This is a genomic window from Acidocella aminolytica 101 = DSM 11237, from assembly GCF_900129125.1.
Classification (GTDB): Bacteria; Pseudomonadota; Alphaproteobacteria; order Acetobacterales; family Acetobacteraceae; genus Acidocella; species Acidocella aminolytica.
In genome coordinates this window covers 52,947-75,726 of record NZ_FQVJ01000012.1, presented here as the reverse complement: position 1 = coordinate 75,726, position 22,780 = coordinate 52,947, and the positions used below count along the sequence as shown (strand labels likewise).

23 protein-coding genes and 1 tRNA gene are annotated in these 22,780 nt (G+C 61.5%); 14 read left to right on the top strand and 10 right to left on the bottom strand.

What is annotated here, in order from left to right:
- Position 1: 1 nt before the first annotated feature.
- The 6 genes from BUB54_RS08555 to BUB54_RS08530 form a co-directional block, all read right to left on the bottom strand.
- Positions 2-373 carry a 6-pyruvoyl trahydropterin synthase family protein gene (locus tag BUB54_RS08555; protein ID WP_048878840.1) on the bottom strand — a complete coding sequence of 124 codons (372 nt, stop codon included), beginning with the start codon at positions 371-373 and terminating at the stop codon, positions 2-4.
- Positions 373-1,008 carry a 7-carboxy-7-deazaguanine synthase gene (gene queE, locus BUB54_RS08550; RefSeq protein ID WP_048878841.1) on the bottom strand — a complete coding sequence of 212 codons (636 nt, stop codon included), beginning with the start codon at positions 1,006-1,008 and terminating at the stop codon, positions 373-375. Before queE ends, BUB54_RS08555 begins: the two co-directional genes overlap by 1 nt.
- 294 nt (positions 1,009-1,302) lie before the next feature.
- Entirely contained in the window at positions 1,303-1,527 is a 225-nt protein-coding gene (locus BUB54_RS08545) for a GSCFA domain-containing protein (RefSeq protein WP_048878842.1), read from the bottom strand.
- Positions 1,503-1,739, bottom strand: coding sequence for a hypothetical protein (locus tag BUB54_RS08540; RefSeq protein WP_048878843.1), 237 nt, complete (start codon positions 1,737-1,739; stop codon positions 1,503-1,505). The genes BUB54_RS08545 and BUB54_RS08540 overlap by 25 nt, the downstream gene beginning before the upstream one ends.
- Positions 1,740-1,911: 172 nt before the next feature.
- On the bottom strand, positions 1,912-3,342 hold the full coding sequence (gene glnA, locus BUB54_RS08535; RefSeq protein ID WP_048878844.1) for a type I glutamate--ammonia ligase: 1,431 nt from the start codon (positions 3,340-3,342) through the stop codon (positions 1,912-1,914).
- Positions 3,343-3,463: 121 nt separating this feature from the next.
- On the bottom strand, positions 3,464-3,802 hold the full coding sequence (locus BUB54_RS08530) for a P-II family nitrogen regulator (protein ID WP_048878845.1): 339 nt from the start codon (positions 3,800-3,802) through the stop codon (positions 3,464-3,466).
- Positions 3,803-4,156: 354 nt separating this feature from the next.
- Between BUB54_RS08530 and BUB54_RS08525 the strand changes: the two genes are divergently transcribed.
- The 9 genes from BUB54_RS08525 to BUB54_RS08485 all read left to right on the top strand — a co-directional run bounded on the left by BUB54_RS08525 (position 4,157) and on the right by BUB54_RS08485 (position 13,183).
- Positions 4,157-5,284, top strand: a complete 1,128-nt coding sequence (locus BUB54_RS08525; protein ID WP_244890759.1) for an aminotransferase — start codon at positions 4,157-4,159, stop codon at positions 5,282-5,284.
- A 27-nt stretch (positions 5,285-5,311) separates the two neighbouring features.
- A tRNA-His gene (locus tag BUB54_RS08520) sits at positions 5,312-5,387 on the top strand.
- A 13-nt stretch (positions 5,388-5,400) separates the two neighbouring features.
- Positions 5,401-5,964, top strand: coding sequence for a molybdenum cofactor guanylyltransferase MobA (gene mobA, locus BUB54_RS08515; RefSeq protein WP_048878846.1), 564 nt, complete (start codon positions 5,401-5,403; stop codon positions 5,962-5,964).
- 159 nt (positions 5,965-6,123) lie between these two features.
- Positions 6,124-7,719 carry an isocitrate lyase gene (locus tag BUB54_RS08510; protein WP_048878847.1) on the top strand — a complete coding sequence of 532 codons (1,596 nt, stop codon included), beginning with the start codon at positions 6,124-6,126 and terminating at the stop codon, positions 7,717-7,719.
- A 138-nt stretch (positions 7,720-7,857) separates the two neighbouring features.
- Positions 7,858-9,258 carry an ArnT family glycosyltransferase gene (locus BUB54_RS08505; RefSeq protein WP_048878848.1) on the top strand — a complete coding sequence of 467 codons (1,401 nt, stop codon included), beginning with the start codon at positions 7,858-7,860 and terminating at the stop codon, positions 9,256-9,258.
- A 69-nt stretch (positions 9,259-9,327) separates the two neighbouring features.
- A complete protein-coding gene (locus BUB54_RS08500; protein ID WP_199444693.1) occupies positions 9,328-10,278 on the top strand; it encodes a DMT family transporter in 951 nt (316 codons plus the stop codon).
- Between the two features lie 108 nt (positions 10,279-10,386).
- Entirely contained in the window at positions 10,387-11,172 is a 786-nt protein-coding gene (locus tag BUB54_RS08495; RefSeq protein ID WP_048878849.1) for a sterol desaturase family protein, read from the top strand.
- The gene (locus tag BUB54_RS08490; RefSeq protein WP_048878850.1) at positions 11,172-12,302 is read left to right on the top strand and encodes a hypothetical protein; all 1,131 of its coding nucleotides are present in this window, start codon (positions 11,172-11,174) and stop codon (positions 12,300-12,302) included. The genes BUB54_RS08495 and BUB54_RS08490 overlap by 1 nt, the downstream gene beginning before the upstream one ends.
- A gap of 8 nt (positions 12,303-12,310) precedes the next feature.
- Positions 12,311-13,183 (top strand): EamA family transporter, encoded by an 873-nt coding sequence (locus BUB54_RS08485; RefSeq protein WP_048878851.1) that lies wholly within the window; start codon positions 12,311-12,313, stop codon positions 13,181-13,183.
- 4 nt (positions 13,184-13,187) lie between these two features.
- On the opposite strand, the gene BUB54_RS08480 is transcribed toward BUB54_RS08485, so the two are convergent.
- Both BUB54_RS08480 and BUB54_RS08475 read right to left on the bottom strand, forming a co-directional pair.
- A complete protein-coding gene (locus BUB54_RS08480; protein ID WP_048878852.1) occupies positions 13,188-14,129 on the bottom strand; it encodes an NAD-dependent epimerase/dehydratase family protein in 942 nt (313 codons plus the stop codon).
- Positions 14,126-15,865, bottom strand: coding sequence for a fatty acyl-AMP ligase (locus tag BUB54_RS08475; protein WP_048878853.1), 1,740 nt, complete (start codon positions 15,863-15,865; stop codon positions 14,126-14,128). Before BUB54_RS08475 ends, BUB54_RS08480 begins: the two co-directional genes overlap by 4 nt.
- 162 nt (positions 15,866-16,027) lie before the next feature.
- Here BUB54_RS08475 and BUB54_RS08470 point away from each other — a divergent pair, with 162 nt between their 5' ends.
- From BUB54_RS08470 to BUB54_RS08455, 4 genes are all read left to right on the top strand, one after another.
- Complete coding sequence (locus tag BUB54_RS08470; RefSeq protein ID WP_048878854.1) at positions 16,028-16,990, top strand: glycosyltransferase; 963 nt, start codon at positions 16,028-16,030, stop codon at positions 16,988-16,990.
- Between the two features lie 341 nt (positions 16,991-17,331).
- Entirely contained in the window at positions 17,332-18,468 is a 1,137-nt protein-coding gene (locus BUB54_RS08465; protein WP_048878855.1) for an inositol-3-phosphate synthase, read from the top strand.
- Positions 18,465-19,181 (top strand): phosphocholine cytidylyltransferase family protein, encoded by a 717-nt coding sequence (locus tag BUB54_RS08460; protein ID WP_048878856.1) that lies wholly within the window; start codon positions 18,465-18,467, stop codon positions 19,179-19,181. Before BUB54_RS08465 ends, BUB54_RS08460 begins: the two co-directional genes overlap by 4 nt.
- 2 nt (positions 19,182-19,183) lie before the next feature.
- Positions 19,184-20,068 carry a CDP-alcohol phosphatidyltransferase family protein gene (locus tag BUB54_RS08455; RefSeq protein WP_048878857.1) on the top strand — a complete coding sequence of 295 codons (885 nt, stop codon included), beginning with the start codon at positions 19,184-19,186 and terminating at the stop codon, positions 20,066-20,068.
- Here the strand turns inward: BUB54_RS08455 and lptG are convergent.
- Together lptG and lptF are read right to left on the bottom strand one after the other, a co-directional pair.
- Positions 20,055-21,149: an LPS export ABC transporter permease LptG gene (gene lptG / locus BUB54_RS08450; RefSeq protein ID WP_048878858.1), complete on the bottom strand. Its 1,095-nt coding sequence runs from the start codon at positions 21,147-21,149 to the stop codon at positions 20,055-20,057. The two genes, BUB54_RS08455 and lptG, sit on opposite strands and share 14 nt — an antisense overlap.
- A complete protein-coding gene (lptF, locus tag BUB54_RS08445; RefSeq protein ID WP_052948359.1) occupies positions 21,139-22,284 on the bottom strand; it encodes an LPS export ABC transporter permease LptF in 1,146 nt (381 codons plus the stop codon). The genes lptG and lptF overlap by 11 nt, the downstream gene beginning before the upstream one ends.
- A gap of 243 nt (positions 22,285-22,527) precedes the next feature.
- Between lptF and BUB54_RS08440 the strand changes: the two genes are divergently transcribed.
- Positions 22,528-22,779: an acyl carrier protein gene (locus BUB54_RS08440; RefSeq protein ID WP_048878859.1), complete on the top strand. Its 252-nt coding sequence runs from the start codon at positions 22,528-22,530 to the stop codon at positions 22,777-22,779.
- Position 22,780 lies beyond the last annotated feature (1 nt).

The following is a 22,780-nucleotide window of genomic DNA, read 5'->3' as shown; positions in this document are numbered from 1 at the left end:
CTCAATCTCCCTCCGGCCCAAAATACGCGCACCGGTCCTGGTTGGAGGCCCGCGAGATGGTCACGCGGTAAAGTGCTGGGCAAGCGGGGATAAGGCGCCGCCAGATCCAGGCGCAGAGATTTTCCATTGTTGCATGGCCAAGGTCTGGCACATCGTCCAGAAAATGGTGGTCCAGCGCGTCGCGTGTGGATTCCAGCAGCCGTCCCAGCAGCCCCACATCCATCACCATGCCGGTGGCCGGGTCGGCTGTGCCGCGGATTGTCACTTCCGCCAGATAAGTATGGCCATGGATGCGGCGGCTTGATTCGGTTTCGATTTTCCGGTCCAGCGTGTGCGCAGCATCGAAAATAAATTGCTTGCTGAGTTCATACATCAGCGGATTCCCAGGAATTTATGCGTTTGCAAAGAAAGCCGCCAGAGTGGGTTGGCCATGCAGAAGGCCACGGCCTTTTCAGTATTGGCGGCTTGGTCTGGTCCGTCCATTGGCTGCAGTAAAAAATGCTGGAAGGCGAGATGCTCAAATTGAGCCGGTTCCGCGCCCGCCTGCGGAAAGACTAGCTTTAGTTCTTCCCCTTTCTCCACCGCCAGCGCTGCCCCAGCCTTAGGGCTGACGCAGAGCCAGTCGATCCCGTCTGGCGGGGCAATGGTACCGTTGGTCTCCACCGCGATTTCAAATCCCGCTGCGTGCAGGGCGGCGATCAGCGCTGCATCCACCTGCAAAAGCGGCTCGCCGCCGGTCAGCACCACTAGCCGCGCCTCTTGCGCGCGAGCGGGCCATACGGCCTCAACAGCGGCGGCAAGGTCGGCGGCATCAGCAAAGCGCCCGCCGCCCGTACCATCCGTGCCCACAAAATCCGTATCGCAGAAGCGGCACGTTGCGGTGTGGCGATCCGTTTCGCGCCCGGTCCAGAGGTTGCACCCGGCAAAGCGGCAGAACACCGCCGCGCGACCGGCATTCCGGCCCTCGCCCTGAAGGGTGTAGAAAATTTCCTTAATGCTGTAGGTCATGGCTGCGTGGGCGACTTATAGGCCGCGCCCCTTCCTGGCAATGGCGTCATCGCAAAGGCTGGCCCGCGTTTAGCCTTGGTCCAGCGCCAACTCGTCACAATGTACGCGCATCAGCGCTTCCGTCTCCGCAGTATGGGCTTAGCCAGTGGCAAGGGCTGAACTGGGGCGGTACGTCCGGGCGTCCGGCATAGGTTTCAGCGAGGGCGCGCATCACATGTGCTATACCCGCCGGCGTTATTTCCTGCTTATCCGGTCCAAGTAGCTACCGTCTTCAAAAGCGCAGCTCATAATAATCTAGCCAGACGGGAAACAGGCCACACCAGGGCGCGCCCTGGTCATAGCTTCAGCCGCCGCCCGCAGCACGGATTTAGCGTGGAAGGTGGCTGCTAATACATGCGCATCTGTCCGCGCCGTCGCCACGAGAGGTATCGGGGCGGTCGTGAGGATCATCTGATAGTTTTGATTGCACCGGCGCAGCATGTCCAGAAACTGGATCAGATCGGAGCTGATTTCTTCCATCGGAAGTCATGAAATTCATGTCGAGCCGGGGCTTCTGGCAAAACGAAGTCGAACCGGCGGGCGTGGTTGAGCATCCCGATCATTGAATGGTCATTGCCGCCCAGCATTGAGACATGCGGCCCGGCCTTGCCGAGATGCCCTAGAATCGCCGGATGCAACCGCTCTTCATAAAAAACGGGTTTGTAGCGTGGGTCGTTCAGAAACAGAAACAACTTCTCCGCCCCGCCGGTTTAATGAGGCCAAGCCTGGTGCAGCGCGACGGTATGGCTGTGCCCGATGCAAAGGAGAGAGCCCGTGACGCGGTTTTAGCGTATCGGGTCGGTATGGGCGGTCTCGAAACAAAAACGGCGCCCGAAGGCGCCGTTTCCGTAAGCCATCCGCTGATTAGACGGAGTAGTACATTTCGAACTCCACCGGGTGCGGGGTGTGCTCGAACTTGTAAACTTCCTTCCACTTCAGCTCGATATAGGACTCGATCTGCTCCTTGGAGAACACATCGCCCTGCAGCAGGAACTCGTGGTCGGCTTCCAGAGCGGTCAGGGCTTCGCGCAGCGAGCCGCAAACGGTCGGGATGTCCTTCAACTCTTCCGGCGGCAGGTCGTACAGATCCTTGTCCATCGGGTCGCCCGGGTGGATCTTGTTCTTGATGCCGTCCAGCGCCGCCATCAGCAATGCGGAGAAGGAGAGGTACGGATTGCAGGTCGGGTCGGGAAACCGGACTTCAACGCGCTTCGCCTTCGGGCTGGTGGTGTAGGGAATACGGCAGGAGGCCGAGCGGTTGCGGGCAGAGTAAGCCAGCAGCACCGGGGCTTCGAAGCCAGGGATCAGGCGCTTATAGGAGTTGGTTGACGGATTTGAGAATGCGTTGATCGCCTTGGCATGCTTGATGATGCCGCCAATGGCGTACAGGCAGGTCTCGGACAGGTCCGCATAGCCATTACCCGCGAACAGCGGCTTGCCGGACTTCCAGATAGACAGATGGGTGTGCATGCCTGAGCCATTATCGCCATAGATCGGCTTCGGCATGAAGGTCGCGGTTTTGCCGTAGGAATGGGCGACGTTATGGACGCAGTACTTATAAATCTGCATCTGGTCGGCCATGGTGGTCAGCGTGCTGAACTTGGTGCCGAGCTCGTGCTGAGACTGCGCCACCTCATGGTGATGCTTCTCGATCGGCAGGCCCATCTCGCCCATAGCGGAGAGCATCTCGGCGCGCAGGTCGGATTCACTATCCACGGGCGGCACGGGGAAATAACCGCCTTTCACCGTCGGACGATGACCCATATTGCCTTCCGGGTAGTCCTTCAGGTTGGAGCCGGGGCCTTCGATAGAGTCGAGCTGGTAGATGCCGTAATTGCCGCCGGTGCCGAACTTCACACTGTCGAATACAAAGAACTCAGCTTCAGCGCCGATGAAGGCGGTATCCCCGATGCCGGTGGATTTCAGATAAGCCTCGGCCTTCTTGGCGGTGGAGCGCGGGTCGCGAGCATAACCCTGGCCGGTGGCGGGCTCAAGAATGTCGCAGAACAGAATCAGGCTCGGCTTGGCTGAGAACGGGTCCAGCACGGCGCTGTCCAGATCCGGCTGCAGGATCATGTCGGACTCATTGATCGCCTTCCAGCCCGCGATGGAGGAGCCGTCGAACATGAAGCCGTTCTTCAGCGAATCTTCATCGACTGTGGAGATATACTGCGCGGTATGCTGCCATTTGCCCTTGGGATCGGTGAAACGCAGATCGACATACTCGACCCCGTTTTCCTTGATCAGATTGAGAACTTTGGCGACGGCATCGCCGCCCTCGGCCTTCTTAGCCATGGTCTTTCCCCGTAATTGAATAATGATACCCGTTCAGGCCCGCGGCACGCACCATGCGCCCGCTTTAAAAACGCGTAGCGCCCGGCATGTTAAACATGCCGGGCATCTTGGCAATGCTTGCTTAAACCGCCGCTTCGCCCTTTTCGCCGGTACGGATGCGGATGGCTTCTTCGATGGAGGAGATGAAGATCTTGCCATCGCCGATCCGGCCCGTGCGCGCCGCATTGGTGATCGCCTCGACGGCGCGGTCCACCACGCCATCCTCGCAGACCAGTTCGATTTTCACCTTGGGCAGAAAATCGACCACATATTCGGCGCCACGATACAGCTCCGTATGGCCTTTCTGACGGCCAAACCCCTTGGCCTCGACGACCGTGATGCCCTGCAAACCAACCTCATGCAGCGCCTCCTTCACTTCATCGAGCTTGAACGGCTTGATGATCGCTTCGATCTTTTTCATCTGGTTCACGCAGGGCCCGGGGCCCACGCGTCCTCCTTGTGTTCGTCGGACAGCACGCCCGTAACCCCGCCCCGGGCAGCCGGTGGGCAAGCGCGCGTCAGCCAATGGGCTGACAAATCACGTCTTGCATGCGCCGTGCCAGAACGATTTTCCGCGCGGATCCATGGTTGCGATAAAATGATCAAAGGCTAAAACGCGACTTTGCTCAAGGGGTAGCTGTTTCGGCCTAAAAATTAGGCAATCTTGCCGCCTTTGTCTTGGGCGGCTAAAAACCAGCGGCTGATTAAGGATTTTGCGCGCTTGAAACCAGCCAATTCTTTGCTCTCTGCCACCGGCACCACAATCTTCACGGTTATGTCGGCTTTGGCGGTCCAGCACGGGGCCATCAATCTCGGCCAGGGCTTCCCGGATTCGGAAGGCCCGGCTGATATCGTTCGCGCCGCGGCGGATGCGTTGCTGGATGGCCGTAACCAATACCCGCCGCTCACCGGTCTGTCGGAGTTGCGTGACGCCGTGTCGGCGGCGAATCGGCGCTTTTACGGGCTTGAGATCGACCCCGCATCCGGCGTGGTGGTGACGTCCGGAGCCACGGAGGCGATCACCGCGAGCCTGATGGCGCTGCTCAATCCGGGCGACGAGGTGGTTCTGATCGAACCGCTTTATGACACATATCTGCCGGTGGTTAAGCTGCTGGGCGCGGTGCCGAAGCTGGTGCGGCTACAACCGCCTTTTTGGGAGCTGCCTCGTGCCGAACTGGCCGCCTCCTTTGGTCCCAATACCAAGCTGCTGCTGTTGAATTCCCCCATGAACCCCACCGGCAAGGTGTTCACGCAGGAAGAGTTAGCCTTCATCGCGGACCTGCTGCGTCAGCATGACGCTTATGCGGTCTGTGATGAGGTTTACGAGCATCTGGTTTTCTCCGGCGCACGACATGTGCCGTTGGCCACGCTGCCCGGCATGGACGAGCGGAGCCTCCGGATTGGCAGTGCCGGCAAAACCTTTTCCCTCACCGGCTGGAAAGTGGGATATGTTTCCGGTCCCGCGGTGCTGATGGGGCTGGTGGCCAAGGCGCACCAGAATCTTACCTTCACCACCCCGCCCAACCTGCAACGCGCCGTGGCGTTTGGTCTGGCCAAACCGGATTCCTATTTCGCTGCTCTGGCGAGCGGGCTGCAGTCCCAGCGCGACCTGCTGGATGCCGGGCTGAGGCGTCTGGGTTTCAGCACGCTCCCCGCTGCGGGCAGCTATTTTATCACCGCGGATTTCTCGCCCTTGGGGTTTGAGGGTGATGACGTCGCCTTCTGCCGGGCGGTTACCGAGCAAGCAGGTGTGGCGGCGATTCCTGTCTCGGCCTTTTACGCTAACGAGGCCCCGCGCCATTATGTGCGCTTCGCGTTCTGCAAGCAGATACCGGTTCTGGAGGAAGCTTTGCGGCGTCTTGAACGCTGGACCGCCACAAGACCATTGACGGCGCTGGCTTGACCGCGCTAGTTGGCCCCACCCTGGATGGCGGACGTAGCTCAGTTGGTAGAGCGCCGGTTTGTGGTACCGGTTGTCGCGGGTTCGATCCCCGTCGTTCGCCCCAGGTTTTTCCTTAAATGACCATCGCGGCGCTCATTCTTGCAGGCGGCAAGGCCACGCGGTTTGGCGGGGCGGATAAAGCCTTTGTTCCGCTTCACGGCCGCCCGCTCATCGCCCATGTGCTGGACCTTTTGCGCCCGCAAGTCGCGCCCATTGCCATCAGCGCCAATGGCGACCCGGCCCGCTTCATAAAATTTGGGTTGCCTGTGCTACCTGACGCGCCGGATTTTTCCGCCTGCGGTCCGCTGGCGGGCGTGGCGGCCGGTCTCGCCTGGGCCAAGAGGGTAAACGCCACGTTTCTGCTCACTATGCCGGTGGATACGCCTTTCTTCCCGGCCACGTTGGTTGCTGACCTGTCACCCGGCCCGTCCGTTGCGGTATATGCGGGGCGCCAGCATCATCTGGTGGCGCTTTGGCCGGTAAGTTTTCTGCCGGCGCTGGAAGATTTCCTGCACCGCGATGCAAAGTACAAGGTCCGCGATGCTCTCACCCTCTGCTTGGCCCGACCCGTGCATTTTACAAGCTCGCGCGACCCCTTCACGAACCTCAATAGCCCAGCTGATCTCTTGCCCTTCGGTTAATTTTATGGGGCTTGTAAATGCTTTACACCGCATTTGCGAAGCGAGTGCATATTTTTACATATTTACCGTGTTTTTTCACAAAACATTCTGACGCGCTGCAAAACGGGGTGTAGTCAAACTTCCGCAACAACCCTTCCGGACGTTTAGCGGAGATACCCTATGTCGTACCAAGACACCATTCGTAGCACGAGCGAACTCATCGCCTCCAAGGGCGGCACCTGGGATGGAATCTCCCCGGAAGCCGTGGCCCGCATGCGGTTGCAAAACCGGTTCCGCACTGGACTGGACATTGCACGCTACACCGCCAAGATCATGCGTGAGGACATGGCGGCCTATGACGCCGATCCCGAGAACTACACCCAGTCCCTGGGCTGCTGGCACGGCTTCATCGCACAGCAGAAGCTGATCTCCATCAAGAAGCATTTCGGCACCACCAAGCGCCGCTACATCTACCTCTCCGGCTGGATGGTTGCCGCCCTGCGCTCCGAGTTCGGCCCGCTGCCCGACCAGTCCATGCACGAGAAAACCACCGTGCCGGAGCTGATCGAGGAGATCTACACCTTCCTGCGTCAGGCCGATGCGCGTGAGCTGGGCGGCCTGTTCCGTGAGTTGGACGCGGCCCGCGCCGCTGGCGATCTGGCCAAGCAGAAAGAGGTCCAGAGCAAGATCGACAACTTCGAAACCCATGTCGTTCCCATCATCGCGGACATCGACGCGGGCTTCGGCAACGCGGAAGCGACCTATCTGCTGGCCAAGAAGATGATCGAGGCCGGGGCCTGCGCCCTGCAGATCGAAAACCAAGTTTCCGACGAGAAGCAGTGCGGCCACCAGGATGGCAAGGTCACCGTTCCGCACGAGGATTTCGTCCAGAAGATCCGCGCGCTGCGTTATGCCTTCATGGAAATGGGCGTTGAGGACGGCGTGATCGTTGCCCGTACGGACAGCCTCGGCGCTGGCCTGACCAAGCAGATCGCGTTCTCCAAGGAGCCTGGCGACATTGGCGACCAGTATAATTCATTTCTGGATTGCGACGAGGTCGATGCCTCCGAGGTTGGTAATGGCGACGTGCTGATTACCCGCAATGGCAAGCTGCTGCGTCCGAAGCGTCTGCCCTCCAACCTGTACCAGTTCCGTCCCGGTACCGGGGCGGACCGCTGCGTGCTGGACTGCATCAACGCGCTGAATAACGGCGCCGACCTGCTCTGGATCGAGACCGAGAAGCCCCATATCGAGCAGATCGCTTCAATGGTTGACCGCATCCGCGAAGTCATCCCGAACGCCAAGCTGGCCTACAACAACTCCCCGTCCTTCAATTGGACGCTGAATTTCCGCCAGCAGGTCTATGACGCGATGAAGGCGCAGGGTAAGGACGTGTCCGCTTATGATCGCGCACGCCTGATGAGCGCCGATTATGACGGAACCGATCTAGCCACCGAGGCTGATGAGAGGATCCGCACCTTCCAGCGTGATGCCGCGAAGCGCGCGGGCATCTTCCACCACCTCATCACCCTACCGACCTACCACACGGCGGCCCTTTCCACGGACAATCTGGCCAAGGAATATTTCGGTGATCAGGGTATGCTGGGCTACGTCGCCGGCGTGCAGCGTAAGGAAATTCGGCAGGGGATCGCCTGCGTGAAGCACCAGAACATGGCCGGATCCGACATGGGCGACGACCACAAGGAGTATTTCGCGGGTGAGGCGGCGCTGAAGGCTGGCGGCACGCACAACACCATGAACCAGTTCGCGGCCTAAAAGCGGCGTCAGAAACGCGACTTTCTAAACTTGGCGGCGGCCTGACCTTGTCCGGGCCGCCGTTTCTTTGCGTTTAAGGCTCTAAGAACAGAAGTTTTTGGTGCGGTCCGGGTTAAAAAGCTGCAAAAGGCACACCCCATGCACGCCGCGCCTTCGCTCCGCTGGATACGTTCCGCCCTGTTGCTGGGGCTTTTGACGCTTCTTTTCTATCTCCCGCTGTTCTGGCGCAGCCTGGCCCTGGTGCAGTTGAACGCTAATGAAGGCTGGAACGTGGCGCGCGCCGTGATGGCCGCCCGTGGCGTCCCGCTTTACGGCCACCCGCCGGGGCTTTCCTTCACCAATTATCCGTTTTTGTCGTTCCATCTCATCGCTTGGCTGATGGGCTGGGGCGCCGACCCGCTTTTCGCCGGGCGGATCCTGGCTTTGCTCTCCGTGCTGGTTCTGGGCGGAATCGTGGCCGGATTGCTGCGCGGCTTCACGCCGGACTGGTCCGCCAGGCTGTTCGCGGGGGGACTGTTCGCGCTCTGGCTGGCTGTCTGGATGCCCAGCCGCATCGCCGTGGACGACCCGCAATTACTCGCCATGGTGTTCGAGGCGGCGGGCTTCTGGCTGTTTGTCCGGCACCAGGGCAGGGACGGGCTGTGGCTTTCGGCTGTGCTGTTCGTGCTGGCGCTGTTTACCAAACAGAATTTGGTGGCCTTGCCCTGCGGCGCCGGGCTGGCCCTTCTCTGCCAGAAGCGCTGGCGGGATTTGTTGCACTGGCTGGCGGCGGGAGCGGTGAGCGGCGGGCTGCTGCTGTTGCTCTCCTACCGGGTGGACGGTCCGTATTTCTTCGCCAACATGCTGGCGCCGCGTGCGTACCTCTGGCGGGACGCGCTTTCCCAGAGTGGGGATTATCTGCTGGTGTTTCTGCCGGTGCTGTGTCTGGCGGGCGGCTGGTGCTGGCGGCATCGTCAGCAGCCGGACGCTTGGCCGTTCAGCCTCGCCTGGCTAGCCGCCAATGCGCTGGGTCTCATCTTTTCCGGCGGCGACGGCGTCGGCCGGAACGTGTTTTTTGAGGCTGTGCTGCTCAGCGCCGTACTGGCCATGGCCTTTTGCCTGGAGCGCCGTGGCGCTTGGCTCGGCCTGCTGCTTCTCTTTCCTCTGGTCTGGGCGCCGCAGCACTTCATCGCCGCCTTGCGCGAGGATTTTGCCCTGCCCCCGGCACAGGTGGATTTCGCGGCGGGTGTAGCCTTTCTGAAGCCCCTGCCTGGGCCGGTGGTTTGTGAAAATCTGCTGCTCTGCGCGCGGGCCGGTCATCGTTCGGCCTTTGAGACCTATTTCGTGCAAAGCCAGATAAGTATTGGCCGCCTGTCGGAGCGCGCCATTCTGCCTTTGCTCATCCAGCGCCGCCTGCGCGCGGTGGAAATCGGCATCACCAACAAGCCCGAGCCTGTGAACCGGGCGCAATTCCCACCCGCTTTTCTTGCCGCTTTGCGGCAGGACTATCGCCCCGCCCTGCAAACAGCTACGGTCAGTATCTGGGTGCCCAAGCCATAAACGAAGCTGCTGCCATGCGCGGCACGGACTTGTGGTGTTGCCTGTAACCCCTCACAAGCCGGCCTTAGAATGACAGCCCTGCCAGCTCCTCTGAAAGACCAGACGCTCAAGGGCGTTTTATTCGCCATTCTGTCCTTCGCGGCATTCTCTTTCAGCGACGCCAGCGTGAAGCTCATTAAAGGCGCGTTGCCGCCTTATGAATCCGCGTTTTTCGGCGGCGTGTTCGCGCTTATCGTGTTTCCCGCGCTGCTTGGGCCGGACGACAAGCTGCTGGATGTGTTTACCACGAAAAGCCGCAAGCTTTGGCTGTTGCGGTTTTTCGCTTTGGCCTTCGGAGTCATCGGTAGCGTCACCGCCTTCACCCATCTGCCGATGGCCGATGCCTTCGCGCTCATCTTCCTGCAGCCCTCTTTCGTCACGCTGATGTCGTTGTTGTTCCTGAAAGAACGGATCGGCCCCTGGCGTTGGGCGGCGGTCATTATCGGTTTCGCGGGCGTGTTGGTGGTGCTACGGCCGGGCTATACCCCGTTTTCCATCGGTCAGGTGGGGGCGTTGTTCGCGGGGGTTGGTGGTGCAGTCTCAGTGATCTCCTTCCGCGCGGCGGGCGGGCACGACAAGCGGATCTCTTTGTTCGGTGCGGGCACGTTGGGCGTTATCGTGATTCCCGGTCTGCTGATGCTGCCTAATTTTCGCTGGCCGGATGAAGCTCAATGGGGTCTGCTGGCCAGCTATGGACTGCTGGCGGCGCTGGCCAATCTGCTGCTGATGTCCGCCACCACCCGTGCCCCGGCGGCGTATGTCGGCCCCATCCAGTACAGCCAGATGCTCTGGGCCATTCTGCTTGGTTATCTCATCTTTGATAACGGAGTGGATGGTGTCACGCTGGTGGGGGCATCGCTGATCGTTGGTTCCGGCCTGCTCACTTTGAGGCGGGAGCGCATGCGCGGCACCCCCGTGCCCCACGCCGCCGCCGTACGCTGGCACCATGCGGCCTTTGCCCGGCTGCGGGGGCGAGGTTGAGCCTTGTTTGCCAGCGCCAAAGCCCCCATGCTATGCACTGAACGCTTGCGGAAACTCTCTGTTTTCCTCGGTTTTCAATCATTTCCTTGAGCATGAGCGGAACAAGGTATGGCAAAAAAACTTGTTTGGGGCCGGGCATGGCATGGCCGCTCCTATGATCTGGGTAAAATGACGCTGTCCGATCTGTGGGCGGCGTATCTCACCTATCCGGCCATCAATCTATATGCCGCTCTGGCGCTGGTCTCGGGTGTGTATGCGGGGCTGGCCGTGCGGCACTGGCCTCAGGCGGTGTTGCCCATTCTGGCGGTGTTGGTTGTGTACCCGCTGGTCTGGTACGCGCTGCACCGTTTCGTGCTGCATGGGCGCTGGCTGTACCGTATGCGCTGGAGTAGCGCGCTCTGGAAGCGCATCCATTTCGACCATCACCAAGACCCGCATAAGCTGGAAGTACTGTTCGGCTCGCCGCTGAACACCATCCCCACCATGGCGCTCATCACCGGCCCCATCGGCTATGCGCTGGGCGGCTGGGCAGGGGCGGCCACGGGCTTTTGCACGGCGCTTGTCACCACCTGCGTGTATGAATTTTTCCACTGCATCCAGCACTTGAACTATAAGCCGAAAAACCGCTTCGTGCAGAAGCTCAAGCGCGACCACCTGCTGCATCATTTCCAGAATGAGCAAGTGAATTACGGCATCGTTTCCTTCCTGCCGGATGTGCTGTTTCAATCCTACATCCCTAATTCCAAGGACTGCCCAAAAAGCCCGACCGTATTCAATCTCGGTTACGATCTTGAGGAAGCCAAGCGCTATCCCTGGGTGATGGAGCTGACTGGCACCCCCCCTCGCGACAAGCCGCCCACTGCGATGGAAGACCAGGTCAGGCGAGCCCACTGATGAGCAATATCCAGATCGTTCCCGTCACGGACAAGAAACTCCTCAAACGCTTTATCCTCCTGCCGGAGCGGCTGCATAAGGACGACCCGTCTTACATCGCGCCATTGCATATGGAGCGTGAGGAAGCGCTCAGCCCCAAAAATCCGTTCTTCGGCCATGCCGAGGTTCAATTCTGGCTGGCGGTGCGCGACGGCCGTGATGTCGGCCGCGTATCCGCGCAGATCGACAAGCTGGCCCTCTCTTTAAACCCCGAGGCGCCGGGCCTGTTCGGCATGCTCGCCGCCGAGAACGACCCCGAACTGTTCCGGGTCTTGCTGGAAACCGCCGCCAGTTGGCTGCGCGAACGCGGCATGAAGACCATTCAGGGCCCCTTCAACCTCAATATCAACGAGGAAACCGGTGCGTTGATCGACGGGTTCGACACGCCGCCCATGCTGCTGATGCCGCACGACCTGCCTTACGTCGCCCAGCAGATCGAGACCCTAGGAATGGTCAAGGCCAAGGACGTCATCGCTTACCTCTACGATATGCGCGTCGATCTGCCGAAAAGCGTGCAGCGCCTGCTCTCCCGCCAGTTGCCATCGGGCATCACCGTGCGGCCCCTGGACATGAAGCGCATCAAGGAGGAGATCAAGAACGTCACCTCCATCTTCAACGATGCCTGGGCGAATAATTGGGGCTTTGTGCCGCTGACCGAGACCGAGACGGATTATCTCGCCAAATCGCTGAAACCGCTGCTCAACCCGCGTATGACTAGCTTGGTAGAGCGCAATGGTGAGCCGGTAGCCTTCATGATCGCCCTCCCCAACTTGAATGAGGCCATCAATGGGCTGGACGGCAAGATTCTTCCCTTCGGCTGGGTCAAGCTGCTCTGGCGGCTGAAGGTGGCGGGTGTCAAAACCGCCCGCGTGCCGCTGATGGGGGTCCGCCGCGCCGCTGCCAAGGACATGATCGGCAGTCTGCTGCCCTATCTGATGATCGACATGGTCCGCCGCGAAGGGCTGAAAATGGGCTACACCCATATCGAGCTGTCCTGGATTCTTGAAGACAACATGCCCATGCGTCGCATGATCGAGAGCCTGGACGCCAAGCCGTATAAAACCTACCGCGTGTTTGAAGCTGGGTTGTAAGCCAGCGCATGAAGCGCCCCAGTGCCACACTGGCGGGGCTGGGCGCGGTGCTGGCCTCGCAGATTTCAGTCAATCTCGGCGCAGCCTGCGCGAAGCTCTTGTTCGCGGAGATCAATCCGCTGGGGGTAACGGCCCTGCGCGTAGTGTTCGCAGCCTGCCTGCTGGCCATGCTGCGCCGCCCCTGGCGCCGTGTGCCTCCCGGTGCCACACGCCCAGCCTTGATTCTGTACGGCACCATGCTGGCGGGTATGAATTTGTTTATCTACCAGGCGTTTCTGCGGATCCCCATAGGCATTGCGGTGGGTATTGAAGTCACCGGGCCGCTGGTCATCGTGCTGCTCAACTCCCGCCGCCCGCGGGACTTTTGGTGGCTGGCCCTGGTGGCTGCCGGCTTGGCGCTGCTGCTACCCTTGCATGTGCATAGCAAGCTGAACCCAGTGGGCATCGCCTTCGCGCTGGGGGCAGCTTTGTGCTGGGCACTTTACATCGTCTCCGGCAAACGTGTTGCCGGTAAGCTGGGCGCGGATGCCGTGAGTTGGGGCATGGCTGTGGCCGCCCTTATCGTGGCGCCGCTCGGCATCTCGGTTCTGCATTTTTCCGCCCTGCGTCCGTGGGAGCTGGGGCTCGCTTTGGCGGTGGCGCTGCTCTCCAGCGCCGTGCCTTACTCGCTGGAGATGGAGGCGATGAAGCGTCTCTCTTCTCGAGCCTTTTCCATTCTACTCAGTGCTGCCCCCGCCATCGCCGCGCTCGCGGGGTTCGTGGTGCTGGGGGAGAGTCTGACCCTGCTGCAATGGGGTGCCATGCTCTGCATCATGGCCGCTTCCGCCGGCAGCGCAATGAGTGTGAAGTCTCCCGTGCCGCCCGAAAGTTTCGAGGTCTGAGCGACTATTTCATCCAGCCCGCCTGCCGGTACCAGGCCACCGTCTCTGCGAACCCGGCCGCCAGGGAGATACGTGGCGTATAAATCTCCCGGGGTAGCAACTCCTCGGGCGAGACGGACCAATCCGGGTATAGCAGCTCCCGCGCCTTGCCTAGCGTGAAGATTGGTGGCCTGCCCACCACCCCGGCCAGAAACCCGGCGGAGAGCACCAGCGCCTTAGGTAAATGGATAAACTGCCCCGGTCCGCCCGTGGCTTGTGCCGCCGCCGCCATCAAGGCGCGCATCTCATACCCCTCGGGTGTATCATCCGCCAAAGTGAAGCAGCCCGGCCGGAATTTGTCTCCCGCCAGCGCTGCAATTGCCCCAGCGGCATCGCGCGCATGAATCACCGCCGCCCTGCCGTTGCCCAGAACCGGCGTCAGCGCGCGTGCGCTGGCCCGGATCAGCGGCAAGATATCCCGGTCCCACGGCCCATAGATCGCAGGCGGCCGAATAATTGCGCACTGCGCCGCCGCATTGCCAAATATGCGCAGGGTCCGAGCCTCCGCTTCAGCCTTGCTGAACGCGTAATTCGAAAGACGCGGTGCCCGCGCGGCCAGGGATGAAACCAACAGAAACCGCGCCCCAGGCGCCCCGCGCCGCGCGGCATGGGCCACAGCTTCTGTGCCATCCCGGTTGGCGCGCAAAAATGCCGCCCGCCCGCGTGCCTTGGTCAGCCCGGCGGCATGGATCACCACATCAGCGCCCCGCACCAGCGCATCCAGGGCGGCTTCATCCTCCAGCGCGCCGCGTACGCTCTCAAACGCAATGTCCTTAAATGCCGGATGTGCCAAGTCACGCCGGGCAAGCAGTCGCAACCGGAACCCGGCTTGTGCCAGGGCGGGTACCAGATGCAGCCCCAAAAACCCCGTTCCGCCGGTTATGGCGGCCAGCGGGGAGGGGCTCATTCCGCGGCGGTGGCGGTGGCGCGGGGTAGAAACGCGCCGTCCAGATACATCATTCGGGCGCGGGAGCGGCTGAGCTTACCGGACGATGTCTGTGGCAGGCTATGCGGCGGCACCAGCACCACGCGCGTTTCCAGCCCTTGCCGCCCGCGGAAAAACCGCGTCAGCTCCAATGCCAGCGCCTCACGCGCGGCGGGGTCGGTCACACGGCACTGGACGAGAACAACAACCTCCTCATCCTCGCCATTATCCACCGAGAACACCGCCACATCCCCACTGCGCAGGCTGGGCACTTCCGCCTCGGCGGCCCATTCCAGATCCTGTGGCCATACATTGCGGCCATTCACGATCACCAGATCCTTCGCCCGCCCGGTAATCACCAGTTGGCCGTCGATCAGATACCCAAGATCCCCCGTATCCAGCCAGCCTTCGGCGGAGAGCACGCGCGCGGTTTCCTCCGGCGCGCCGAAATAGCCCAGCATCAGGCTCGGCCCGCGCACGAAAATATGCCCTACCTCGCGCTCGGCCAGCAGCGCGCCATCCGCGCCGCGCACCTCCACGTCATGTTCGGGGAGCATCTGGCCGCAAATCACGAAATGCCGGGTACGCTTGCTGGTCTCATTGGCGGGCACGGCGCGATGCTCGCGTTCCAGCACGAGCCCATCCACCGCGTCTTCCCTCGCTCCTTGCCCATCCGGGCTAAAGCTCAGCGCCAGCGTGGCCTCGGCCATGCCATAGCAGGGGATAAACGCGGTTTCCTGGAATAGATTGGCCGCAAAACGCTCGGCAAAGCGCGTCAGCACCGCCGGGCGGATCATATCCCCACCAATCCCGGCCCGCCGCCAGGAGGACAGGTCGATCCCCTCCGTTGAGGCTGTCCGCGCCCGCCGGGCACAAAGTTCGTAGCCAAAAGACGGGCTGAACGAGATGCTGCCCTTATTACGGGTGATCAACTGCAGCCACAGCAGCGGCCGGCGCGCGAATTCCCGCGTGGGCAGAATATCGACTGAAAGCTGGCAGGCCATTGGCATCAGCAAAAACCCGACCAGCCCCATGTCATGATAATAAGGTAACCAGCTTGTGCAGCGGTCGGTCTCATTCACCCGCAGGCCGTATTTGGCCATGTAATGGGCATTGGCCATAAAGGCCGTCTGCGTCACCGCCACCCCCAGCGGGAAGCGCGTGCTGCCGGAGGAGAATTGCAGATACGCCAGCGATTCCGGCGCGGGCAGGGCGGCCTCGGGCACCATCGGCGCGCCGTCCAGCGCGGAAACCACACCGGCGCATTTCAGCTCCAGCCCTTCAACCGCCTCGGCCAGCCAGTCGGCCAGCACGGCGGGGCCAAACACGGCATGGGCGTCAGCGCCCTGGATCATCCGGCGCAGAAAGGAGATATATCCCTCTTTCCCGCCAAAAGCGGCGGGCAAGGGCAGGGGAGCGGGCACCAGCCCGGCATATTGGCAGGCAAAAAAGGCGCGGGCGAAATCCCCATCGCTTTCTGCCAGCAGCCCCACCCGGTCTCCCGGCTGCAGCCCGGTGCCCAGCAGCTGCCGGGCCAGCAGAAGCGCCTGCGCGCGCAGGGTGGCATAAGGCAAGGTTTCGGTGAGAACCCCCTTGCCAGAATAGAAATTCAGCCCGGTTCGGCCTTGCGCGGCATAATCCAGGGCCTCGGCGATGGTCGTGAAATCAGCGAGTCGCTTAACCAGCCCATTATGGTGAGTCGGGGTAGGCTCAGTCATATTGCCTGGAATTTACCATTGACGGTCATTGGTTGGCGCTAACAGAGTCGCATGGGAATGGCAATGGCTTTGCCGTATGGCGCGGTTGACAGTGCGGCGCCGTGCCGCCTAGCAGGCTGATTCAAGCCCGTCTCTTGCCGATTGCTGGATTGCTTTTCTGTCATGCCCGTTCCCGGAATACTGCATTTTTGCTGGATTGGCCCAGAGCTTGCGTGGGCGCATGGCTTTGCGCTGCTCTCCGCCGCCGCTCAGAGCGGGCTGCGCGAGGTGGTTTTGCATCATACGGACGACTTGGCCGACGGTCCGGTGCCGCGCGCCTTGGCCAGGGTAGGGGTGCGCTTCAGGCGTCTCTCGCCCCCAGCGTTGCTGGCCCCCGTACAGGCAGCGCTGAAGCTGGATGACGCGCTGACCCGCCTTTATGTCCGGCTGCAAAGCCCGGTGCAGCGCGCGGATTTGCTGCGCGCAGCCATCCTTTATGCCGAGGGCGGCGTTTATATGGATGTTGACACCCTCACCACCGCCCCGCTTGCCCCGCTGCTGAACGCCTCTCAGTTCATCGGCGCGGAGCGGATCGTCTGGCCGCATTGGGTGTATCAGTCCCGTTCGCCGCTGGTCTGGAGCAAGCATCTGGGGTTGGATGTGTTGCGCAAGACTCTGCGCCGCACCCCTGGCGGCTGGCGGGCCTTCCGTGCAGTGGAGGGGTGGTATGTGTCCGCCGTCAATAATGCCGTGATGGGTGCTGTCCCCGGCGCGCCGCTTTTCGTCGCCGTGCTGCGCGCCATGGCGGCCCTGCCGGACCATGAGACCCCCAGTCCCTACGCGCTGGGGCCAGACCTCTACCAAACGCTTCTGGATGCCGCGCCCATGCCGGGCCTGGTGATCCACCAGCCCGCCTGTTTCTACCCGTTACCACCTGAAATCTCAGAACATTGGTTCCGCCCGTGCCGTAACGCCCCGGCCGCGGTGGGCCGGGTGCTCAGCCCGCAAACAAGAGTGGCGCATTGGTACGGCTCGGTCCGCACCAAGCCCTATGTGGCCCGGATCAGCCCTGATTACGTCCGCGCCCACCGCCAGACTCAACTCTACAGCGCCCTAGTGTGCGCGCTTTTGCCTGAGATGGGTTGAAGAAACTTCCGTCGCTTACATCTATGTCATACTTGCGACACAAGTTGGAAAGCGGTAGGACCCTGGATTACTTACCGCGCAGAGTTCGGATTCATCCTGATTGCCCGCAGTCCGTCTGGACGCTTTTCCGTGAAAGCGGGGGCTCTGGTGCCGTTTTCCGGCAGGGTTGCAAGCGGCAGGAGGCTTTTGGTTTCAGGGTTGAGGTACGGAGATAAATCCCGGATTGGTCCGCTCATTTGGCAGCCCCCCTGTCGTAGCTGGGTTGCGCCTATGTGTCTGGTCCTGGCGCGTATGATGGCGTCCTGCTCCCTGGCAGATTTTAGCGAGAGACGAGGTTGATTATGGCAAAGAATGGCGGCATCCGCATCGCGATTGCTGGCATTGGCAATTGTGCCAGCTCCCTGATCCAGGGAATTTATTATTACACGCCGGAGCGTTGCGCCGAGGGTGTGGTGGGCCTGATGCATACCGAGATCGGCGGCTACCAGCCGAACGATATCAGCGTGGTTGCCGCGTTCGACGTGGATGCCCGCAAGGTCGGCCAGGATGTCAGCCGCGCCATCTTCGCCAAGCCCAACTGCACCAAGGTGTTCGAGCCAAACGTCCCGGAGATGGGCGTGACCGTGAAAATGGGTCAGGTGCTGGACGGTATTTCCGAGCATATGGCCAATTACGACGAGGACCGGACCTTCGTGCGGTCCTCGGCCCAGGAGCTGACCAAGGCTGAGATCGTCGCCGAACTCAAGGCCACCAAGGCCGACGTGCTGCTGAACTACATGCCTGTTGGGTCCGAGCAGGCCGCGCGCTTCTATGCGGATTGCGCGCTGGAAGCTGGCTGCGGTTTCGTCAACAATATGCCGGTTTTTATCGCCAGCGATAAAGTCTACGCGGATCGGTTCGCCGCCGCCAATCTGCCGATCATCGGTGATGACATCAAATCCCAGGTCGGCGCCACCATCACCCACCGCGTGCTGACGGACCTGTTCGCTAAGCGTGGCGTCAAGCTGCTGCACACCTACCAGCTCAATACCGGCGGTAATACAGACTTCCTGAACATGAAGAACCAGGACCGTCTGGCCTCCAAGAAAACCTCCAAGACAGAGGCGGTCCAGGCCGTCACCAAAAAGCGGATGGAGAAAGAGAACATCCATATCGGCCCGTCCGATTACGTGCCCTGGCAGAACGACAACAAGATCGCCTTCATCCGCATGGAAGGTCTGCAATTCGGTGACGTGCCGATGGATATCGAGCTGCGCCTCTCCGTACAGGACAGCCCAAACTCCGCCGGTGTGGTCATCGACATGATCCGTTGCTGCAAGTTGGCGTTGGAAGCCGGTGTCGGCGGCGTGCTCGCCGGCCCCTCCGCTTATTTCTGTAAGCACCCTCCCGCCCAATACACGGACGATATTGCTTGCGAGATGACGGAAGAGTTTATCCGCACCTGCCGTCCGGCCCTGGCGGTGACCGCCGCCGAATGAAAGGGCTGATCGTCGCGGCCGGGCAGGGTACACGCCTGCGTGAAAAGGGGGCGCTGAAGCCGCTGATCCCTATTCGTGGCGTGCCGCTAATCGAACGCGTGATCGCCAATGGCAAGGAAGCCGGGATCGACGAGTTTCTCGTCGTCACCGGCTACCATGCCGAGGAATTGCAAGAGAGGCTGGGCGCGTTTTCCCGCCGTTCCGGCATTCATATCACCCGCATCTATAACCGCGCCTGGGCCAAGGCCAACGGCGTCTCCGTGCTGACCGCCAAGCAATATCTGGATGAGCCCTTTCTGCTCACCATGTGCGATCATCTGGTGGACCCGGAAATCCTGCGCCGCATGATCGCAACCCCGCCTGAGCCGGGCACGGTCACGCTAGGCGTGGATTTCAATATCGACAACCCGCTGAACGACCCGGACGACGTGACCCGCGTGAAATGCGAGGGCACGGAGCTCAAACATATCGGCAAGGTCATCCGGGATTATAACTGCTTCGACACCGGCGTGTTTCACTGCACCTCGGCTATGTTCGACGCGCTGGAAGAATCCCAGGCCCGCGGTGACGACAGCATCTCCGGCGCCATGAATGTGCTGGCCGAATGGGGGCGCGCGCGTGTGCTGGATATCGGTGACCGCCTCTGGGTGGATGTCGATGACCCGATCGCCTTCGGGAAGGCCGAAGCGCTGCTGGATGAAGGACGTCTCTAATCATGAGCGACACCGCGGGGCGCGTCGACGCGGATCCGGTCCGACGGACCTATGAGATAGAAGACCCCACGAACCTTTATTTCATCCACCCCATCTCCGCCCGGCTGGTACCGCTTTTCGCTCAGCTGGCCATCACGCCCAACATGGTCTCGCTCATCGGCATGGGCTGCGGCATCCTCGCCGGGGTGGCATATCATTTCTATGGTATTGGTGGCTGTGCGGGCCTCGGCTTCGCGCTAATGCTCGCCTGGCATGTGATGGACGGGGCAGACGGCCAACTTGCCCGCCTCACCAAAACCTATTCCGAGCTCGGCAAGGTGCTGGACGGCATCTGCGACTACGTCACCTTCACCGCCGTTTATGTGGGACTGGCCCTGTCCATGAGCGCTTCGATGGGCGGCTGGGTGTGGGCGCTGGTAGCGCTGTCAGGCATCGCCCACGCGGTGCAATCCGCCGCTTATGAGATGCAGCGCCAGGATTATAATTTTCTGGGCTGGGGCCGCCAATCCGCCGCCTTGCCCAAGCTGGACGCAAAACCCAGGGGCATTGCCGGGTATCTGCACCAGCTTTATGCACGCGTGCAGCTCTGGGCTTCTGCAGGGGCGGCCGATTTTCACCAGGCGTTCGCCGCACAGCTTATCGCCAGCCCCCGGCAAGAAGCTACGTTGCGCGCCGCCTATCGGGAATATTTCGCGCCGGTCATCCGCCGTTGGGGCGTGCTCTGCGCCAATTACCGCACGCTGGGCCTGTTTCTCGCGGCCCTGGTAAAGCTGCCGCTGCTCTATTTCCTGTTCGAGATCATTGGGTTCAGCGCCATCCTGCTCATTCTTCTGGAAGCGCAGAAAGTGCATTACAACAGCTTCTTGAAGCAGGTCATGCGCGGCTGATCCGGGGGCGCAGCTTGATATGGTTGCGCTCCAGCATCCAGCCCCCCAGCAACAGCAGTGAAATAGAAGGCGCCAGGGCTGTAAAAGCCGGGTTCACCGCCAGCAGCAGCCCCAGATAACCGGTGATCTGCTGCACCAGCAGAAACACCATGCCCAGCAGCGCGCCAATCACAATCTGCCGCCCCGCTCCGCCGGAGCGCTGCGGCCCAAACACAAACGGTGCCGCGATGATCGCCATGCCAATCAAAGAGAGCGGAATTGCCACCATGTTCCAGAAACTCTGCTCATAACGCAGCGCTTCCTGATGCTGGTGCTTGAGCAGCCGCACATAGCTGTAAAGCGCCAAAGGCGGCATGGTCTCCGGTGGCAGAGCCAGTAATTTCAATTGCTTGGTGGTCAGAAACGGCGTCCAGCTCAGGCTGGTGGGCGTATCTTCCTGGGTCTGACCGTTGGCGATCACATCGCGGGTCACACCGCTCAGCTTCCAGGTGCCATCCGGCTGCGGCTCGGCCGTATCGGCTTCAATAAAGCTGTGCAGCTCCCCTTTCGGCTTGAAGGTGAAGATCGAGACCCCATGCAGCACCGCCCCGCCCGCGAAGCTCTGCACATTCAAAAACACCCCGTTTTTCTGCGCCCAGAACCCGCCATTGGAGAGGCCCGGCAGCGTATCCCCCAAAGCGGCGGCCTGCTCGCGCTGGGCGGCCTGCTGGGCGGGCGGAATCACGAATTGTGCCAGAAAGAACAGCCCGAAAATAATCGGCACGCACAGCTTCACCACCGCGCCGATAATCCGCGCCTGCGACGCGCCAAAACTGCGGAAGGCCGTGAGTTCCGAATGTTTGGCCAACGCCCCTAGCCCCATCAACGAGGCCAGTAACATGCATACCGGGGCGAGTTGCAGCACCCGGTCCGGCGCCGTGAGCAGCGTATAAAGCAGCGCATCCCGTAGCTTGTAATTGCCCTGGCCGATCAGCCCGAGTTGCTCAACAAAGCTGAGCAGGCTGAACAAGGCCGTGAGGCCGACGGTAATCAGCAGGAAGGCGCGGCAGACCGTCCAGCCGATATAACGGTCAAGCAGCATCTTGGCTGCTGGCGGGGCGCCAGCTTACGGGCTGGGCTGCCTGGCGCGGGTTCGGCATGGGCGGCGGTGCATTGGGAGGAGCGCGGAACCGGCGCCGCAAGGCGGGGCCATACCAGACCAGCAGCATGGCCAGCACCAGCAAAGCCGGCGCCCACCACAACCCCGGCAACCGCCCCACTTGGCCATGTTCCACCCAGGTACGGGCCGTGGTGCAGAGCAGATAATAGGCCGAATATGCCAGAATCGCCGGTCCAAACCGCGCATAGCGGTTCTGGCGCGGGCGGCCGCGGCTTAAAATCGCGCCCAGCAGAGCCAAGAGCAGGGTGGAAAGCCCGGTCGAAAACCGCCATTGCCGCTCAGCAATATCCGCCGGGTCGCGCGAGGCCAGCAAATGCCCCGTGCTAGCCGCCACCGGGCTGTATCGCACGGGGGCCAGCTTGGCGGTGTCCGGGTTCACATTCATCCCCGCCGCCTGCAGGGACTCATCGCTGGCCGGATTGCTCCGGTCGAACTCATACACATGCGCGCCGGAGAGGTGTACATTGCGCTGCCCGTCCGCGCCCTTAACAGCCGGGGTAGCGGTGGCGGCGGAAATCACCTCGACATGGCTGCCACGCCGCTTGGCCACAAACACATTCTGCGCGGGGGCGTGCGGCCCGGCCCGGCGGCCCAGAAAAATCACCTCCCGCCCATCCTGGCTGGCATAGAAGGTCCCCGGCTCCATCGCGTTGACATTCAGCGCCACGGCGGCGTGGCGGGTAATATTGTGAGAGGTGGCGTATGCCCAGGGCCGCACAAAAATCGACAAGCACGCCACCAGCACGGCCAGCCCCAGCGCCAGCCGCAGCACCGGGCGCAAAAGCTGGCGCGGCCCCATGCCCAGCGCCTGCATGGCTGTTACCTCGCTATCGGCCTGCAACCGCCCAAACCCCGCCACCACCGCGATAAACAGCGAAATCGGGATTAGCACATCCAGCGCGATCAGCACCTTCAACGAGGTCAGCGCGGCAATGGCCCCCACCGGCAACAGCCCGCTCACCGCGTCCGAGAGTATACGCGTCAGGCTGTATCCCGCGAACAGCAAGGCCAGAATCCCTAGCACCGCCGCAAAGGGCCGCGCGATTTCAGCAAGCAAGTATCTGTCTGTCTTCAAGGCGCCAAACCAAATCTCTCCGGCTTAAGTGGTCCGAACTACCCAGCCAGACCATACACGCGGATGCAAGGGCGCCATGAGCTGGTCATAAGCCCCGTGACAATGCGGTGTACGCTCAGTAATAGAAGTGCCGGTGAATTGTATAGTTTTTCCTGCACGATTGTCAGGAGCCACCCCCCGCGTGGCTGGCGTGCATGAAACAGCAGAGGAGCTGCGCGCAGCCATATGTCTGATCAGGCCAACGAAATCCGTGAGATCATCTTTGAGACGCTGCGTGCCGCCCTGCCGCAATCTCGTCCGCTCTCCGACAGTACCCACATCATCGAGGATCTGGGCCTCGACTCCGTCGCCGTGATGGATTTCGTCATGGAGATCGAGGACAAGCTCGATATCTCCGTGCCCCTGGACAAAATCGCCGAGGTGGAGACGCTGGGCGACCTCATCGCCACCGTCCAGCGTTTGAAACAAGCCGCCTAAG

Bases quoted from the DNA above. Each gene is read 5' to 3' on its own strand.
- BUB54_RS08470 (WP_048878854.1), top strand. From the start codon at position 16,028: ATGCCCGTTCCCGGAATACTGCATTTTTGCTGGATTGGCCCAGAGCTT.
- BUB54_RS08530 (WP_048878845.1), bottom strand. From the start codon at position 3,802: ATGAAAAAGATCGAAGCGATCATCAAGCCGTTCAAGCTCGATGAAGTG.
- BUB54_RS08500 (WP_199444693.1), top strand. From the start codon at position 9,328: ATGACAGCCCTGCCAGCTCCTCTGAAAGACCAGACGCTCAAGGGCGTT.
- lptG (WP_048878858.1), bottom strand. From the start codon at position 21,149: ATGCTGCTTGACCGTTATATCGGCTGGACGGTCTGCCGCGCCTTCCTG.
- BUB54_RS08475 (WP_048878853.1), bottom strand. From the start codon at position 15,865: ATGACTGAGCCTACCCCGACTCACCATAATGGGCTGGTTAAGCGACTC.
- BUB54_RS08545 (WP_048878842.1), bottom strand. From the start codon at position 1,527: ATGGAAGAAATCAGCTCCGATCTGATCCAGTTTCTGGACATGCTGCGC.
- BUB54_RS08495 (WP_048878849.1), top strand. From the start codon at position 10,387: ATGGCAAAAAAACTTGTTTGGGGCCGGGCATGGCATGGCCGCTCCTAT.
- BUB54_RS08490 (WP_048878850.1), top strand. From the start codon at position 11,172: ATGAGCAATATCCAGATCGTTCCCGTCACGGACAAGAAACTCCTCAAA.
- BUB54_RS08555 (WP_048878840.1), bottom strand. From the start codon at position 373: ATGTATGAACTCAGCAAGCAATTTATTTTCGATGCTGCGCACACGCTG.
- BUB54_RS08485 (WP_048878851.1), top strand. From the start codon at position 12,311: ATGAAGCGCCCCAGTGCCACACTGGCGGGGCTGGGCGCGGTGCTGGCC.
- BUB54_RS08455 (WP_048878857.1), top strand. From the start codon at position 19,184: ATGAGCGACACCGCGGGGCGCGTCGACGCGGATCCGGTCCGACGGACC.
- BUB54_RS08480 (WP_048878852.1), bottom strand. From the start codon at position 14,129: ATGAGCCCCTCCCCGCTGGCCGCCATAACCGGCGGAACGGGGTTTTTG.
- queE (WP_048878841.1), bottom strand. From the start codon at position 1,008: ATGACCTACAGCATTAAGGAAATTTTCTACACCCTTCAGGGCGAGGGC.
- glnA (WP_048878844.1), bottom strand. From the start codon at position 3,342: ATGGCTAAGAAGGCCGAGGGCGGCGATGCCGTCGCCAAAGTTCTCAAT.
- BUB54_RS08465 (WP_048878855.1), top strand. From the start codon at position 17,332: ATGGCAAAGAATGGCGGCATCCGCATCGCGATTGCTGGCATTGGCAAT.
- BUB54_RS08460 (WP_048878856.1), top strand. From the start codon at position 18,465: ATGAAAGGGCTGATCGTCGCGGCCGGGCAGGGTACACGCCTGCGTGAA.
- BUB54_RS08440 (WP_048878859.1), top strand. From the start codon at position 22,528: ATGTCTGATCAGGCCAACGAAATCCGTGAGATCATCTTTGAGACGCTG.
- BUB54_RS08505 (WP_048878848.1), top strand. From the start codon at position 7,858: ATGCACGCCGCGCCTTCGCTCCGCTGGATACGTTCCGCCCTGTTGCTG.
- mobA (WP_048878846.1), top strand. From the start codon at position 5,401: ATGACCATCGCGGCGCTCATTCTTGCAGGCGGCAAGGCCACGCGGTTT.
- BUB54_RS08510 (WP_048878847.1), top strand. From the start codon at position 6,124: ATGTCGTACCAAGACACCATTCGTAGCACGAGCGAACTCATCGCCTCC.
- BUB54_RS08525 (WP_244890759.1), top strand. From the start codon at position 4,157: ATGTCGGCTTTGGCGGTCCAGCACGGGGCCATCAATCTCGGCCAGGGC.